The organism is Rhodococcus sp. ACPA1, from assembly GCF_002300195.1.
Taxonomy (GTDB): domain Bacteria; phylum Actinomycetota; class Actinomycetes; order Mycobacteriales; family Mycobacteriaceae; genus Rhodococcus_F; species Rhodococcus_F opacus.
The window spans coordinates 517,501-533,280 of record NZ_NSDX01000004.1 but is presented as its reverse complement, the minus strand read 5'-3'; the positions used below and the strand labels follow the sequence as shown (position 1 = coordinate 533,280).

17 protein-coding genes (1 of these 17 only partly in view) are annotated in these 15,780 nt (G+C 68.0%); 10 read left to right on the top strand and 7 right to left on the bottom strand.

The window, feature by feature from the left end; genetic code table 11:
• Nucleotides 1-22 precede the first annotated feature (22 nt).
• Complete coding sequence (locus CJ177_RS20385) at nt 23-571, bottom strand: MarR family winged helix-turn-helix transcriptional regulator (protein WP_082764358.1); 549 nt, start codon at nt 569-571, stop codon at nt 23-25.
• Between the two features lie 183 nt (nt 572-754).
• On the opposite strand from CJ177_RS20385, the gene CJ177_RS20380 reads away from it, so the two are divergent.
• Both CJ177_RS20380 and CJ177_RS20375 read left to right on the top strand, forming a co-directional pair.
• Nucleotides 755-1,822, top strand: a complete 1,068-nt coding sequence (locus tag CJ177_RS20380) for an XdhC family protein (RefSeq protein ID WP_257014602.1) — start codon at nt 755-757, stop codon at nt 1,820-1,822.
• A gap of 87 nt (nt 1,823-1,909) precedes the next feature.
• Complete coding sequence (locus CJ177_RS20375) at nt 1,910-2,287, top strand: hypothetical protein (RefSeq protein ID WP_005237773.1); 378 nt, start codon at nt 1,910-1,912, stop codon at nt 2,285-2,287.
• Nucleotides 2,288-2,315: 28 nt separating this feature from the next.
• On the opposite strand, the gene CJ177_RS20370 is transcribed toward CJ177_RS20375, so the two are convergent.
• The 5 genes from CJ177_RS20370 to CJ177_RS20350 form a co-directional block, all read right to left on the bottom strand.
• A complete protein-coding gene (locus tag CJ177_RS20370) occupies nt 2,316-2,705 on the bottom strand; it encodes a hypothetical protein (protein ID WP_095868460.1) in 390 nt (129 codons plus the stop codon).
• A 387-nt stretch (nt 2,706-3,092) separates the two neighbouring features.
• Nucleotides 3,093-4,166, bottom strand: coding sequence for an alkene reductase (locus tag CJ177_RS20365; RefSeq protein ID WP_095868459.1), 1,074 nt, complete (start codon nt 4,164-4,166; stop codon nt 3,093-3,095).
• Between the two features lie 163 nt (nt 4,167-4,329).
• The gene (locus tag CJ177_RS20360; protein WP_005237770.1) at nt 4,330-4,785 is read right to left on the bottom strand and encodes a hypothetical protein; all 456 of its coding nucleotides are present in this window, start codon (nt 4,783-4,785) and stop codon (nt 4,330-4,332) included.
• Between the two features lie 73 nt (nt 4,786-4,858).
• Entirely contained in the window at nt 4,859-5,254 is a 396-nt protein-coding gene (locus tag CJ177_RS20355; RefSeq protein ID WP_095868458.1) for a universal stress protein, read from the bottom strand.
• Nucleotides 5,251-6,255 carry a 2-hydroxyacid dehydrogenase gene (locus CJ177_RS20350; RefSeq protein WP_095868457.1) on the bottom strand — a complete coding sequence of 335 codons (1,005 nt, stop codon included), beginning with the start codon at nt 6,253-6,255 and terminating at the stop codon, nt 5,251-5,253. The genes CJ177_RS20355 and CJ177_RS20350 overlap by 4 nt, the downstream gene beginning before the upstream one ends.
• Nucleotides 6,256-6,608: 353 nt before the next feature.
• Between CJ177_RS20350 and CJ177_RS20345 the strand changes: the two genes are divergently transcribed.
• The 8 genes from CJ177_RS20345 (at nt 6,609) to CJ177_RS20310 (ending at nt 15,411) form a co-directional block, all read left to right on the top strand.
• Nucleotides 6,609-8,192: an ABC transporter substrate-binding protein gene (locus CJ177_RS20345; protein WP_095868456.1), complete on the top strand. Its 1,584-nt coding sequence runs from the start codon at nt 6,609-6,611 to the stop codon at nt 8,190-8,192.
• Between the two features lie 68 nt (nt 8,193-8,260).
• A complete protein-coding gene (locus CJ177_RS20340) occupies nt 8,261-9,187 on the top strand; it encodes an ABC transporter permease (protein ID WP_005237765.1) in 927 nt (308 codons plus the stop codon).
• 12 nt (nt 9,188-9,199) lie between these two features.
• On the top strand, nt 9,200-10,231 hold the full coding sequence (locus tag CJ177_RS20335; RefSeq protein WP_025431616.1) for an ABC transporter permease: 1,032 nt from the start codon (nt 9,200-9,202) through the stop codon (nt 10,229-10,231).
• Nucleotides 10,228-11,256: an ABC transporter ATP-binding protein gene (locus tag CJ177_RS20330; RefSeq protein ID WP_095868455.1), complete on the top strand. Its 1,029-nt coding sequence runs from the start codon at nt 10,228-10,230 to the stop codon at nt 11,254-11,256. The genes CJ177_RS20335 and CJ177_RS20330 overlap by 4 nt, the downstream gene beginning before the upstream one ends.
• Nucleotides 11,249-12,259: an ABC transporter ATP-binding protein gene (locus CJ177_RS20325; protein WP_095868454.1), complete on the top strand. Its 1,011-nt coding sequence runs from the start codon at nt 11,249-11,251 to the stop codon at nt 12,257-12,259. Before CJ177_RS20330 ends, CJ177_RS20325 begins: the two co-directional genes overlap by 8 nt.
• Complete coding sequence (locus CJ177_RS20320) at nt 12,256-12,972, top strand: sulfite exporter TauE/SafE family protein (RefSeq protein WP_061040756.1); 717 nt, start codon at nt 12,256-12,258, stop codon at nt 12,970-12,972. The genes CJ177_RS20325 and CJ177_RS20320 overlap by 4 nt, the downstream gene beginning before the upstream one ends.
• A gap of 121 nt (nt 12,973-13,093) precedes the next feature.
• The gene (gudD, locus tag CJ177_RS20315) at nt 13,094-14,434 is read left to right on the top strand and encodes a glucarate dehydratase (RefSeq protein WP_095868453.1); all 1,341 of its coding nucleotides are present in this window, start codon (nt 13,094-13,096) and stop codon (nt 14,432-14,434) included.
• Nucleotides 14,434-15,411, top strand: a complete 978-nt coding sequence (locus tag CJ177_RS20310) for a 2-hydroxyacid dehydrogenase (protein WP_095868452.1) — start codon at nt 14,434-14,436, stop codon at nt 15,409-15,411. The genes gudD and CJ177_RS20310 overlap by 1 nt, the downstream gene beginning before the upstream one ends.
• Nucleotides 15,412-15,417: 6 nt before the next feature.
• Here CJ177_RS20310 and CJ177_RS20305 read toward each other — a convergent pair whose 3' ends face one another.
• A protein-coding gene (locus tag CJ177_RS20305) for a hemophore-related protein (protein WP_025431617.1) crosses the window boundary here: on the bottom strand, nt 15,418-15,780 show its 3' portion. The gene runs 18 nt beyond the window's last position; the window shows 363 of its 381 coding nt (coding positions 19-381); the start codon falls outside the window, past its right edge; its stop codon occupies nt 15,418-15,420.

Below are 15,780 nucleotides of genomic sequence, written 5' to 3'. Positions count from 1 at the left end.
CGAGGAGTTTTGAAGACGAGCCTTATGCGGATGCTGTGCCGAGCGACTTTGCGGCATTCTCCGATGCGGCAGCCTGTAAGGAGCCCTCGAGGATGGACAGAAGATCGGCGAGCTGCTCGCGCTGACCGCCCTCGAGGCCGCCCTGCATCCGCGCCAGCTCCGCGAAGTGCGCATCCGAGACGGCGTCGACAAGTTTCCGGCCCGCGTCGGTGAGCGTCACATACACCACGCGGGAGTCGATGTCATCGCGCTCGCGCAGTACCAGGCCGGCATCCTCGAGCCGGTTCACCCGCATCGTCAGGCCACCCGTGGTGATCAAGGTCTGCTTCGCCAGTTCCCCGGCAGTGCGCCGGAACGTTGGTTCCGCACGCCGAAGGCAGGCGAGAACGTCGAACCCCGCCTCGTTCGTCCCGAACCGTTCGAACAGCTCATTGATCTGAGCCCGGTACAGCAGAAAACTCCGATGCAGCCGTCCGAAAATCTCCAAAGCCGACACGTCCAGCTCGGGACGCGTCCGAGCCCACTGCCGGATGATCTCACCGACCCCATCCACCCGATCTGATTCGGCCACTTCACACTCCAGATTCGATACGGGCACGGCGCCGCGAATCAGTCTCGCCTACCGGCGACCGACTCACCCACAATTTCAGCACTTATCTTTGCGCAAAACTATTGTACGATCCTCGCCACCACCGCGACGGTTCCCCAGTCCCGGTCGCCGGAACCCTGACGCGAACAGAATTGCGAGGCACTCGTGAACACCGTCCTTCGCGACATCCACACCGAATGGGAAGCACACCGCGCTGTCGCTGTCGCCACCGTCATCGCCACCCACGGGTCATCCCCGCGAGACCCCGGCGCCATGCTCGCAGTCCATCAGGACGGAACCGTGGTCGGAAGCATCTCGGGTGGCTGCGTCGAAGGCGCCCTCTACGAGACCGCCCTCGACGTCCTCACCACCGGCCACCCCCGAATCGAGCACTACGGCCCCACCGGCGACATCCTCGAACCCGGACTGACCTGCGGCGGATCGCTGACCGTGCTCGTGGAACGCGTAGACCGCGAGACCATGCCGCAACTCGCCGACCTCATGGAAGGGACACTGCGCGACGAAACCGTCATCCTCGAGACGGTCCTCACCGGACCGGAAGCGGGTACCCACCGCATCGCAAACGAACTCGACGCCCCCACCGGCCTGACCCCCTCCGGAACGCTGATACGCCGCTTCCAGTCCCGGCCACGGATGGTGATCGTGGGTTCGACCGACTTCGCCGCGGAAACCGGGATAGTCGGTACCCGAATGGGCTACCGGGTCACCATTTGCGATGCCCGCCCCGTGTTCACGACATCGCAACGATTTCCCGATGTCGACGAGGTCGTGTGTGAATGGCCGTCGGACTGGATCATAAGTGAGCGCAATAGAGGCAGATTCGATTCCCGCACAGTCATTGTCGTTCTCACCCACGACCCCAAAATCGACATTCCCGTCCTCCTCGAATGCCTCGACAAAACCAAATGGGCACAACCCCTCGCTTACATCGGCGCCATGGGGTCACTCACCGCCGACACCAACCGACGACAAGCACTCACCGCAGGCGGCCTCCGCCCCGAACACCTCATCGCACTATCGAGCCCAATCGGCCTCGACATCGGCAACCGCGGACCAGCCGAGACCGCCATCTCCATCACCGCCGAAATCATCGCCAGACGGTCCGCGCCAGTGTGCTCATACAAAGATGACCCCCACCCTGGTAACCCGCGGATCTCCACCGCCGACCAGGACCAAACCACCGGATCGATGCGCTGCGCCGCGCAGAGGTGATCGCCAGCCTCCACTCCTACGCGCGCGGCCACCGGCCACGATCTGAGCGGCTAGGCCGAGTACGGGAAACTGGGAGTAACAGATAGGTTGGACGCGCGTCGCCAGGCCCGGCCGCCGAGCACCGACAAGGAGCCTCCCATCAAGATCCTGCAGAACGTCTCGAGCGAGATCCGCGAGTGGGAACACGCCGTCACGACGGTGATGCTCCGAATACGACAGATCGGGGTGCTGATCGACCGTCTGGGGCCCGCGCTCGACGACCTGTCCGAACTGCTGGACGCCGCCAAGCAGATCGCGGAGACCGCGGAGGGGCTCGCCGTCAGCGCGAAGGGCATCGACCAGAGCGCCGAGATCATCGCCCGTGACGCCGAGAAGATCGCGCAGGCGCTGCCCGCGGTCGAGCGGCTGGGGAGACTCGCAGACCGCCTACCCGGTGGGGGTAGACGGTCTGCTGCCGGGCGGTGACGAGCGGATGTAGCCCCGTCAGGCGGTGTTACCTAGCGAGGTCGTGGACCTCCGTGCCGACGAGGCGCAGTTCGGCGGGCTGCGCATCCGGGTCGTCGGCGATGCAGGAAATCGGCATCATGGCGAGTGCCTGGTCGAATGCGTCGACGAGCCATTCCCCGGTCACCGTCACGAGCTGGGTGTCCTCGGCGGCGGGCTGCTTCTGAAAGAAAGTCACGACCCAGGGGTTCTGCGCGTCCGGATCGGAATTGAGATCCCCCGGTGCGTTGGTGGCGAGCAGGTGAATGCCGCGCTCGAAATCGACCCGGACGGCGTATCCGGTGCCGGTGTTGACGACGGTGGCCGGGCGGTGCGCGGCCAGGGCCAGCGTCATCAGGGCATCGGCGTAACGAGTGGTGTGCTCCACGGTTCGTGGCATGAACGATCACCTTTCAACTTCTGTGAGCGTCGCCGCGGCAGAGCAGGCCCGGAGTTCAGTGGTCCGAAAATGCAGTTCCTCCGACAGGTCACGAGAAGATAGAAGTAAAGCTGTTCGTCGGGAGCTTCGGCTGCGAGAGCGTCGTGCGGAATGTGCTCTCACTGTCGGCCACCTTCGAGGTGGGCGTCCTGGCACAGCGTGCACAGTTGGTACGCCCGATTGGAGCACGGACGCGCCGGGGCGGCCCGTGAACTCGGTAGCTGTGTACTCAACTACGACTAACCGTACGGTGCCGGACCCGGATACGCGACACGGGGGCGTCCGACGGATAGCGCTGTGGCCCATGACCTGGCGTCATGGGCCACAGCGTGTCGGCCTGGGGACAGCTCAGTGCTGCAACACCGGGTAGTCGGTGTAACCCTTCGCGCCCTCCGAGTAGAAGGTCTGGGGGTCCGGGGTGTTGAGCGGCAGGTCTTCCTGCCAGCGCCGCACGAGATCCGGGTTGGCGATCGCGGGACGCCCGACGACGACGGCATCGGCGTGGCCGTCGCCGAGGATTGCCAGCGCTTCGTCGCGGGTGGTGACCGCCCCGAATCCGCTGTTGATCAGCACCGGGCCGCCGAAGCGTGTCCGCAGGTCCTGCGCAAGGGGCCCGGACGGGTCCTTGTGCAGAATGCTCAGGTAGGCGGGCTTCAGCGGAGCAATGGCGTCGACCAGCGCGCCGTAGGTGGCCCGAACGTCGTCGGCGTCCAGTTCCAGGGCGTCCTGGATGTTGTGTTCGGGCGAGATGCGGATACCCACCCGGCCGGCGCCGATGGCGTCTGCCACGGCCTCGAACACCTCGACGACGAAGCGTGCCCGGTTCGCGGGTGAGCCGCCGTACGCGTCCTCACGCAGGTTGGATGCCGGGGAGAGGAACTCGTGCAGCAGATAGCCGTTCGCGGCGTGGATTTCCACGCCGTCCATCCCGGCTGCCACCGCCTTCCGGGACGCTTGGACGAACTCCTCGATGACGGCGGAGAGTTCCTCGGTACCCAGCGCGCGGGGCACCGGGTACGGCTCCTTCCCCTCGTAGGTGCGGGTCTCGCCGTCGATGGCGACAGCGCTCGGACCGACGACCTCGTGACCGCCGGTGGTTCCCTCGTGGGTGACACGGCCGGCGTGCATGACCTGCGCGACGATCCGTCCACCGGCCGCATGCACGGCGTCGGCGACGTTCTTCCAGCCCGCAACCTGCTCGGGTGTCACCAGCCCGGGCTGGCCGGGGAAGCCCTGGCCGGCGTGGCTGGGGTAGGTGCCTTCACTGACGATCAGACCGAGAGAGGCCCGCTGTCGGTAGTGCTCGACAACCAGCGGTCCGGGCACGCCGTCACGCCCGGAGCGGACGCGGGTCAGGGGTGCCATCACGACCCGGTTGGGCAGTTCGAGTTCGCCGAGTGTCAAGGGGGAGAATAGATTCACAGATATCGGTCTTTCCGTAGGTCGTGTTCGGCAGCGCCCTTCTCGGTGCCGCCGCGCAGGATCGGGATCCACTGGGGGAACGGGCACACGAGCCGGGCTATTCCGACTCGAGACGGCCGTCACGGTGAGGGCGCAGACCCCCGGGCCGGGGAGGTGCGTTCGCCTACAGGCTGTGGTCGCACTCGAGGAGGGCGTCGAGCCAGAGCAAGGCTTCGACGAGGGCCTGCATGCGCGTGAGTGCGGTGTCGGCAGGCACGGGCGGCGGGAGATCGGATCCCGCCCGGTGCCTGCTCTGCAGGTGTCTCACGACGGCGGTGAACAGCCACTCGGCGGGCGCGGGCAACTCCTCGTTCAGCGCGGCTGTGTCGTGCACGACGGGGACGACGCTGATGAAGCTGTCGACGGCATCGTTGACGCTCGAGGCAGGATCCGCGATGAGGTCGGCGATGGTGGTGACGATCCACGCCACGACCGCGGTGAACGCCGACCGGTCGTTGCCGTGGTCGCACGCGATCTGGGAGATCTCGGGTGCGAGCGCCTGGAAGTCGCGGTCGCCGACCAAGGTCAGGAGGCGACCGCCCAGTTCCGCGCCGTCGGCGCTTTGAGGCCCATCGATCATGGCTGTCCCACGGCAGGTATTCGGCGCCGTGAGGGTTATGGATGGGCCGGGGATCCGACGCCGTCCGTGCCGCTCAGACCTCTGCTGCGACGGGCGGCTTGACTCCGACGACCGGGCACTGCGCCTCGAGGAGCACACGCTGGGCGACGCTGCCCATGAGGAGTTTGCCGACGGGGGAGCGTCGCCGCATGCCGAGGACGAGGAGTTCGGCGGCGGAGTCGTAGGACGCGTCGATGAGGTTGTCGGCGTGGGAGCGGTCGGGTTCGTTTCGTGCGATGCGGTAGTCGACGTCGGCGGCGTCCGCTTCCTCCCTTGCGGAGTGCAGTTCGGCCCCGAAGCTGGGATTCGAGGCGCTGTCGCCGTCGGCGATCACCACGAGATCGGTTGCGCGCATGCGGGCTTCGGCGAATCCGAACGCCAGGGCGCCACGACCTTCGATTGTCGGAACGTAGCTGAGAATGACCCTCATCGTGACCTCGGCTCGAGTACGGGGGTGGTCAGGGTGCCATGGGCGAGGTATTCGTCGAGGTTCTGCAGGGTGAGAGCCTCCATCGCGGCCCGGGTCTCGGTCGTGCCGCTCGCGACGTGGGGGAGGAGAACGACGGTGTCGAGCGCGAGGAGCGCCTCGGGAACGTGCGGTTCCCGGGCGAACACGTCCAGTCCGGCACCGGCGAGCTTGCGTTCGGTGAGCAGTTCGACGAGCGCGTCCTCGTCGACGACACTTCCGCGTGCCACGTTGATCAGGTAGCCGTCGGGTCCGAGGGCTTCGAGAACCTCTCGGTCCACGAGCTTTTCGGTGCCTTTACCGCCCGCTGCGGCGACGATCAGCACATCGACCCCGGCGGCGAGTGCAGCGGCCGAGCCGACGTACGCGAACGGGGAGCCGGGAACCTCGCGTCGATTGTGGTACGAGATCGTGCAGCCGAAGCCGGTGAGGCGGGTGGCGATGGCGGAGCCGATGCGCCCCAGCCCGACGATGCCGACCCGCGTGCCGCTCACCTGCCGGGTGAGGGGGAAGTTGCCCTCGGCGGGCCAGCGGCCGTCACGCACGAAGCGGTCGGCGGCGGAGAAGCCGCGGAGTGTGTCGATCAGCAATCCGACGGCGGTGTCGGCGACGCAGTCGGTGAGGACGTCAGGGGTGTTGCTCACGCCGATTCCGAGTTCCTCGGCGAGCACGACATCGGTTGTGTCGTAACCGACTCCGAAGTGCACGATGGCGCCGAGGTTCGGCAGTTCCGTCATCAGCGCGGCGTCGACTCCGGTGCGACCGGACGTCACGACCGCGGTGACGGACTCGCCGTGCTCGGCGAGGAAGCTGGTGCGGTAGTCGCCGAGCGGGAGGTCGAGTGCGTCGTACTTCTCGGTGAGCGTCGCGGTGAGGGACGGCTTCAGCGGACCGACCTTCAGGACGCGTCCTCCCGAAACAGTCTGTGCAGCAGCTTCTTTCACGGACGACTCTGCGGTCACCATCGTGCCTCCTGACGAGTGGTGGCGCGACTCTCCGCGTCACCGGTTACCCCTACGTTAAGCGGCGCTCCGAATACCTGTCCAACACGTAAATAACATGGATCGATACTCAAACGGCATTGGTTGGCGGCGCGTTGACGTGCACAGATGCCGAAACTCCCTGTATGCGCCGGTCAGGGGCCTGCCGGGGTGATCGCAGTCTCCATCAATCAGGCGTGTGACGGCCCTCACGAGCCATTTTGCGCCGTCTGCCCCGGTTGACGGCTCCTCCGCGCCGCTCATAGCGTGTGTCTACCGTCACAGACGGGCCCTCTTCACTCGCGTCGAGTACGCGACACATCCCTACGGAGGACACCATGAGCCCTGCACGTTCGTTGCAGCAGGGAACCCGTTACCGCGCCGTCGTCGTGGCCACCGCCGCACTGACGGTGCCGGCTCTGGTCGCAGGTTGCTCGGTGGCCAATTCGAGCCACAGCGACGCCGCCAGTCCCGACACGTTGCGGATCGTGCTCCCGCAGGAGCCGCCCACACTCGAACCCTGCGACGCGTCACTCACCTCGACCGGAGTCGTCGTCCGCTCCAACATCACCGAGCCGCTGGTGGAACGCAACGCCGATACCGGCGATCTCGAACCGAAGCTCGCCGACTCGTGGGAGCAGACGTCGGACACGGTCTGGACGTTCCGGATCCGTCCGGGTGTCACGTTCAGCGACGGCAGCGTCTTCGATGCCGAGGACGCCGCCTTCTCGATCGATCGCACCGTCAACTCGACCATCGGCTGCGACGTCGACGGGTACGTCTTCGGCGACGACGAACTCGTGGTGAACGCGATCGACCCGTCGACCGTGACGGTGCAGACCCCCGCCGCCGACCCGATCCTTCCGCTGCGGATCTCGTTCGTGGAGATGGTGCCGTCCACCACCGACGCCCAGGACAAGGTGCGCGATCCCATCGGCACCGGCCCCTACGAGATCGACTACTGGGATCACGGGCAGCGACTCGCGCTGGTCCGCAACGACACGTACTGGGGCCCGGCGCCCGAGTACACGCGGGCGATCTACCAGTGGCGGACCGAGGGCAGTGTCCGGGCCGCGATGGTCACCAACGACGAGGCCGAACTCGCCACGTACCTCGGTCCGGAGGACGGCGCGGGCGACCTCGGCGTGGCCTACCCCAACAACGAGACGACGGCGCTGCGCATGATGGCCACCGAACCGCCGCTCGACGACTACCGCGTCCGCGAGGCCATCGACCTCTCCGTCAACCGGGCAGGGATCGTCAAGGCGCTGTTCCAGGGTCTCGGCGAGCCGGCCGGGCAACTCGTCGGCAGCAGCATCGTCGGGTTCGACCCCGACCTTCAGCCGACCCCCTACGACTCCGATCGCGCCGCGCAACTGGTGGCGGAGGCCAAGGCCGACGGCGTTCCCGTCGACAACCAGATCCGTCTGATCGGGCGCACGGGCCAGTTCCCCAAGATCAACGAGACCATCGAGGTCATCCAGAACTCGCTGAGCAAGGCCGGCCTGAACGTGAAGATCGAGATGATGGACACGGCCGGGCAGATGCAGTACCAGATCCGGCCGTTCCCGCAGGGCACCGGACCGATTCTGCTGATGATCCAGCACGGTAACCAGGCGGGTGACGCGCAGTTCACCGTCGACCAGTACATGCGCAGCGACGGATACCAGAGCTACTTCGGCTCGCCCGGATACGACGCGCAGATCGACGCGGCCGAGCGACTCGTCGGCGACGCCCGCCAGGACGCGTTCGCCTCGGTACTGGCCGACGAACCGAAGGAGATCCGGCAGTTCGCGTACATCGCTCACATGAACGCGGTGCTCGCCAAGTCCCCGACCGTGCAGTACGCGCCCAACTCCGCGACCGGCGACGAGATGCGCCTGAGCGAGATGACCCACGCGGACACATCCGCGAACGGCTAACCCCTCTTCCCAGCCCCCCCGGAGGAACTGAGATGTCCCAACCGAACCCGATCCGAAGGCGGTGAGTCATGTTCGCCTTCCTGCGCCGACGCGTCTACACCAGCCTCGTACCCCTCCTCGTCGTCCTCTTCGGTGTGTTCCTGCTCGCCCGCCTCACCGGCGACCCGACCAACCTCTACCTCCCGGTCTCCGCGACACCGGATCAGCGAGCCGAGTTCGCGGCCGAGAACGGCCTCGACAAGCCGGTGCTGAGCCAGATGGTCGACTACCTGTCCGGGGTCGTCCACCTCGACTTCGGCGAGTCGCTGCGCACCGGTGAATCCGCCGCGACCATGGCGTTGCGGGCGTTCCCGGCCACGCTGCAGCTGGCGTTCTTCACGATGCTGCTCGCGATCATCGGCGCCATCGTGATCGGCTGCTGGGCGGCGTACCGGCCGAATTCGCTCGCCGACCGGATCTCGAGCCTGCTGTCGATGACCGCGGCCAGCATCCCCGACTTCTGGTTCGCCATCACCGGCGTGTGGATCTTCGCGGTGGTGCTGGGGGTGCTGCCCACCTCGGGTACCGGAAGCGCGCTGTCGTGGATCCTGCCGATCGCGACCCTGCTCATCCGCCCGCTCGGCGTGCTCACCCAGGTGGTCCGCGGCGCGATGGTGTCGGCGCTGTCGGCACCATACGTACGTCTTGCTCGGAGCAAGGGGGCCGGCGACCTGCGCGTCGTCACCCATCACGCGCTCCGCAACGCCGCGGCTCCGGCGCTGACGGTGGCCGGCGACCTCACCGTCGGACTGGTCAACGGCGCCGTCGTCGTCGAGGCGATCTTCGGGTGGCCCGGCATCGGCAAGCTGATGATCGACGCGATCCTGCAGCGCGATTTCGCGGTCCTGCAGGCGGCGGTGCTGCTGACCGCGGTCAGCATCTTCGTCCTCAACATCCTGATCGACGCGGGCTACGCACTTCTCGACGCGCGTGTCCGTGAGAAGTCCAAGGTCTAGGAGGCCGCCGAGATGTCCATAGACAACGCACCCCGCCTGGACGGAGCCGGCGACGTCTACCCGAGCCCCGACGAGACGCCGCCGGCCCTCGCCGCCCCGGTCGACGAAGCCGTTCCGGCACCGAAGCCCTCCCGGAGCAAGGCACCGTTGTGGCGACTGCTGCTGCGTGACCGGGTGGCCACGGTCGCGGCGGCGATCCTGGTGTTCGTGTTCCTCGTCGCCGTCTTCGGCCCGTGGCTCGTCGGCGACGCCGCGACGGATCAGAACCTCGACCAGTCCAACCTGGCGCCGTTCCACGTGGCGAACGGGTGGATGAACATCCTCGGCACCGACCCGCTCGGCCGCAGCATGCTGGCCCGGTTGATCGTCGCGTGCCGCACCACCCTCCTGGTGGCGCTGCCCGCGGTCGCGCTGTCCTGCATCGTCGGGTCCCTCGTCGGCATGTGGGCGGGCTACCACCGCGGCTGGCGGGAGACGACGGCGATGCGCGTCGCCGACGTCATCATGAGCTTCCCGTCGCTGCTGATGGCCGTCGTCGTCCTGTACGTGTTCTCGCCCAGCGCCGCGAACATCGTCCTGGTTCTGGCCATCACCCGCATCCCGATCTACCTCCGCACCGCCCGCGCGGAGTCGGCGGAACTGCAGAGCCGGTTGTTCGTGGACGCCGCGCGCACGTTCGGCGCCCGCAGCGGGGCCGTCATCCGCCGGCACGTGTTCCCCATCCTGCTGCCGACGCTGCTCACCGTCGCCACCCTCGACTTCTGCTACGTGATGCTCGCCGAGTCGTCGCTGAGCTTCCTGGGCATCGGCATCCAGCCGCCGGACATCAGCTGGGGCCTGATGGTGTCCCAGGGCCGGACGTACCTGCAGACGGCGTGGTGGCTGTCGTTCTTCCCCGGTCTCGCCATCGTGATCACCACCGTGTCGGCGACCGTGCTCGCGGCATGGGCGCGGATCGCCACCGACCCCGCCCAGCGCTGGCGTCTGACCGTCCCGCGGTCGCGTCGCTCCCGGCTGTTCCCCACCCGAAAGGTCGTCTCATGAGTGCATCCGCACCGGCTGTCGAATCGCTCGACGTCGCGGACGCCGACCGCGTCGCCCTCGAGGTCGCGGATCTGACCGTCGACCTTCGTACCCCCTCGGGCACGGTCCGGGCCGTCGACCACGTGTCGTTCACCGCGCGACGCGGCGAGACCCTCGCGCTGCTCGGTGAGTCGGGGTGCGGCAAGTCGATGACCGCGCAGGCGCTCGTCGGCCTGCTCGAACCGATCGCCGACATCACCGACGGTTCGGTCCGTCTCGGCGACGTCGACCTGGTGACGGCGAAGGCCAGGACCCGCCGCACCCTCGCCGCCACCGAATTGGCCATCGTGTTCCAGGATGCGCTGACCGCGCTCAACCCGGTGTACACGGTCGGCAAGCAGTTGGCCGAACCGTTCCGGATCCATCGCGGGCTGTCCGCGAAAGAGGCGCGGCGGGAGGCGATCTCGCTGATGCAGCGGGTCGGGATTCCCGAGCCCGAATCGCGCGTCGACTCCTACCCGCACCAGTTCTCCGGCGGCATGCGGCAGCGCCTGCTGATCGCGATGGCCGTCGCACTGAGCCCGACGGTCCTGCTCGCCGACGAGCCGACGACGGCACTCGACGTCACGGTGCAGGCACAGATCATGTCTCTGCTGCGGGACCTGCGCACCGAGCACGACATGGCCGTCATCCTCATCACCCACGACCTCGCCTTGGTCGCGGAGGAGGCCGACCGCGTCGCGATCATGTACGCGGGCAACGTCGTCGAGACCGGACCGGTCGCCGAGGTCTTCTCCTCGCCGCAGCACCCGTACACCAAGGGCCTGCTCGATTCGGTCCCCGTGCACGCGGTCCGCGGCGAAGACCTGAAATCCATCGGCGGCACCCCGCCCGACCTGCATTCCATTCCGTCCGGCTGCGTATACCAGGCGCGCTGCCCGCTGGCCCGCGACCTGTGCCGCACCGCCCGCCCACCGCTCGCCGACGTCGCCACACCTGGTCGCCGCTCGGCGTGCCATTTCCCCGAGGAGATCTCTCATGTCTGAGTCGATTCTGAAGGTGCGGGGCCTCACCAAGACGTTCAAGGTGCCTGCCAACGCGGCGGGCAAGAATCAGTTGCGCGCGCTCGACGGCATCGACCTCGACCTCGCCCGCGGCGAAACGCTCGGGCTCGTCGGCGAATCGGGTTGTGGCAAGTCCACTCTCGCCCGCACACTGATGATGCTCGAGCGGCCGGACTCCGGTTCGGTGACGTGGGACGGCGTCGATCCGTTCTCGCTGAAGGGCAAGGACCTGCTCGCGCTGCGCCGCCGGGTGCAGATGGTGTTCCAGGACCCGTACGCATCGCTGAACTCCCGGATGTCGGCGGCCGACATCATCGCCGAGCCGTGGCGCACCCACAAGACGATGTACAAGACGAGCCGCGACCGGGCGGCACGGGTGCGGGAACTGCTGCACCTTGTGGGTCTACGGCCGAGCGACGAGCACCGCTACCCGCAGGAGTTCTCCGGCGGTCAGCGTCAGCGACTCGGGATCGCCCGCGCCCTGGCGTTGAACCCGAGCGTCGTCATCTGCGACGAACCCGTGTCGGCGCTCGACCTGTCGGTGCAGGCGCAGGTGCTCAACCTGCTGAACGACCTGCAGAAGCAGCTCGGCATCTCGTACGTGTTCATCTCGCACGACCTGTCGGTGGTCCGGCACGTCGCCGACCGCGTCGCCGTGATGTACCTCGGGCGGATCGTGGAGTCGGGTGCGACGGACGCCGTCTTCGACCGTCCCGCCCACCCGTACACCGAGGCTCTGATGTCGGCGGCACCGAAACTGGACGCCGCATCCCGGGGCAAGCGGATCATCCTCGACGGTGAAGTGCCGTCGCCGCTGAACCCGCCGTCGGGCTGCCGGTTCCGCACCCGGTGCGCCCACGCGACCGACATCTGCGCGAGCACAGTGCCGCCCGCCGCGGTCGACGAGCGCGAGAGCGGCCACGTCGCCGAATGCCACCATCCCCGGCGTCCGATCGAACTCGGCGTCCCCGTCGCGGTCGGGTGAGCGGGGCAGAGTTCGCGATCATCGCGTTCGCCGTCTTTGTCGCCTCGTGCATGCAGGCGTCGATCGGATTCGGGATGGGGATGCTCGCGGCACCCGTCGTCGCGCTCGTCGATCCGGGCCTGCTGCCCGGGACGCTGATCATGACGGCGACGGTCGTCACGGTGATGGTGGTGTGGCGGGAACGCGACGCCCTCGATCTGTCGGGCACCGGGTGGGCGCTGGCCGGCCGGGTGCCGGGCACGATCGCGGGCGCGTTGCTGCTGGTGGTGCTGCCGGAACGGGGGTTGTCGCTGCTGCTCGCGGCCGTGGTGCTCTCCGGGGTCGTCTTCGCGACGCTGGGCTGGGCACCGCCGCCGCGACGCCGGAACCTCGCCGTCGCCGGGGCCGCGTCGGGTCTGCTCGGCACGGCCACGTCGATCGGCGGGCCACCGATGGCACTGGTGATGCAGGGGTCGAAGGGGGCGCAGCTGCGCGGCAACATGAGCGCGTTCTTCCTGGTCGGCTCCACACTGTCGGTGGCCGTTCTCGCCGCGACGGGGTCGGTGCACCGCGAGTCGGCGGTGATGTTCCTGCTGCTGATCCCGGCGACGGTGCTCGGCTACGTGGCGTCGCGGTTCGTGAATCGCCATCTGGACGCGGCGCGCCTGCGCCGGGCGTCGATCACGGTGTCCTGTGTCGGTGCGTTGATGCTGATCGGACAACAACTTCTCTGATGCAGTGTCTGCATCGTTCGATGCTCAACAAGTCTTGGACATGTATCGATCGGGCCACTTAGAGTTTTGGGTGTGAGGCGCCTCACGGGCGGCGCTGCGCTGTGAAGGAAGGTTTTCGGAGATGAGTACAACGAGCACCACCCCAGTTGTCACCGACATGCGAGTGGTCCCGATCGCGGGACACGACAGCATGCTCCTGAACCTGTCCGGCGCGCATGCCCCGTACTTCACCCGGAACCTGGTGATCCTCACCGATTCCGACGGCAACACCGGTGTCGGCGAGGTGCCCGGTGGTGAACCGATCCGCCGTACCCTCGAAGACGCCCGCGCAATCGTGACGGGGCGCAGCATCGGCGAGTACAACGGCGTTCTCGCCGATCTGCGGCGCACGTTCGCCGACCGGGACGCCGCGGGCCGGGGCAACCAGACGTTCGACCTCCGTGTCGCGATCCACGCCGTCACCGCCGTCGAGTCGGCACTCCTCGACGTGCTCGGGCAGCACCTCGGTGTTCCCGTCGCGGCCCTGCTCGGCGAGGGTCAGCAGCGCGAGAAGGTGCAGGCGCTCGGCTATCTCTTCTTCGTCGGCGACCGCAACAAGACCGACCTCGAGTACCAGTCGGGTGCGGCGGAGTCCGACGACTGGCTGCGCCTGCGGCACGAGGAGGCGCTGACACCGGACGCGGTCGTGCGACTGGCCGAGGCCGCCCAGGCGCGGTACGGCTTCGCCGACTTCAAGCTCAAGGGCGGCGTCCTGGCACCCCACGAGGAGGCGGCGGCCGTCACAGCGCTGGCCGAGCGGTTCCCCGACGCCCGGATCACCCTCGACCCCAACGGCGGTTGGCTGCTGTCGGAGGCGATCGAGACCTGCCGCGGGCTGAAAGACGTTCTCGCGTATGCCGAGGACCCGGTCGGCCCCGAGGGCAGCTTCTCCGGTCGCGAGGTGATGAGCGAATTCAAGCGCGCCACCGGACTGCCGACGGCCACCAACATGATCGCCACCGACTGGCGCGAGATGGGGCACACCATCCGCTCCGGCGCCGTCGACATCCCGCTCGCCGACCCGCACTTCTGGACGATGAACGGATCCGTCCGCGTCGCCCAGCTCTGCGACGCGTGGGGCCTCACGTGGGGTTCGCATTCCAACAACCACTTCGACGTGTCGCTCGCGATGTTCACCCACGTCGCGGCCGCGGCTCCGGGCGACATCACCGCCATCGACACCCACTGGATCTGGCAGGACGGTCAGAGGATCACCAAGGACCCGTTCGAGATCGAAGAGGGCTACCTCACCGTGCCGTCGACGCCCGGCCTCGGTGTCGAACTCGACATGGACCGCGTCGAGGCGGCCCACGAGCTGTACCTGCAGAAGGGGCTCGGCGCGCGCGACGACTCGATCGGCATGCAGTTCCTGGTGCCCGGCTGGACGTTCGACAGCAAGCGCCCGGCGTTGGTGCGCGCCTGATGAAGGTCGTCGTCGGCGACCGGAATCTGCTGCCGCATCGCGAGCTGTTCGAGTCGGGACTGCCGTCGGGTGCGACGGTGTCGTGGCATCGGACGTTCGACGAGTCGGCCATCGTCGCCGACCTCGCCGACGCCGACGTGTACGTGGGCGGCCGGTTCACCGCCGCGATGGCGGCCGCAGCGCCGAAGCTGCGCCTGCTGCACGTCGCCGGCGCCGGCACCGACAACGTGGCGTTCGCCGCGCTTCCCACAGACACCCTGGTGGCCAACACTTTCCACCACGAGGACTCGATCGCCGAGTACATCGTGTCCGCGGCACTGATGCTGCGACGCGGATTCCTCCGGCACGATCGCGCCCTCCGCGGCGACGTCTGGGCCACATCGGTCTACGACGACGCGATCGCGCAGTCCCGGTCGATGCGGGGGGCGCGGGTCGGATTCGTCGGCTTCGGTCACATCGGCCGGCGATCGTGGAACCTACTGCGCGCGTTCGGTTCCGAGGGCCGTGCGGTAACCGGCCGGGGAGATCTCGACGCCGCCGCGGAAGGCCTCACCTGGGCGGGAGACAACACGTCGCTGCTCCGGCTCCTGACGGAGTCCGACGTGGTGGTGGTGTCCGCGCCCCTGAACGATCACACCCGCGGCATGATCGGCGGCGCGGAACTCGACGCGCTCGGCCCCGACGGCATCCTGATCAACGTCGGGCGCGGCCCCCTCGTCCGGGAACAACCGCTGTACGACGCGCTGGCGTCGCGCCGGATCGCGGCCGCGGCGATCGACGTCTGGTACTCGTACCCCGATGCCGGCGGTCACGGCGCCCCGAGCGCGCTGCCGTTCCGCGATCTGCCGAACATCCTGATGACCCCGCACTCGTCCGGCGTCACCGACCACACGTTCGTCGGTCGGGTCGGCGACATCACCGACAACATTCGCAGGCTGGACACGGGGCAGACGGTCCTGCGCACCGTCCGCCCCTAGCGTGCGTCAGTAGTTACCGCAGGTCTCGGCGATCGTCAGCGCCTTCGCGCGCCACTCGACGGCCGGTCCCTCGGTCGGGACGGTGTCCAGTCGGCTCTTCAGCTGCGGGTGCGCGTCGAGGACGGCCTGGCGGTCGGCCGGGGACTTCGAGAAGAAGTCCGCCAGCTGGGCCTTGCGCTCGGGTGCCTGGTCGAGGCGTGCGGCGAGCTGCGGAGTCACGTCGTGCATCGCCGCATCGATCTGCGCGAAGCTGCAGGTGGAGTTCACGAGGCGGGCGGAGTCGGAGTCGACCGGATCGGCGGAGGCGATGCCCGGGATCACGAGGGCGGCGGAGATCGCGCCGACGGCGGCGATACCGAAGTGCAGACG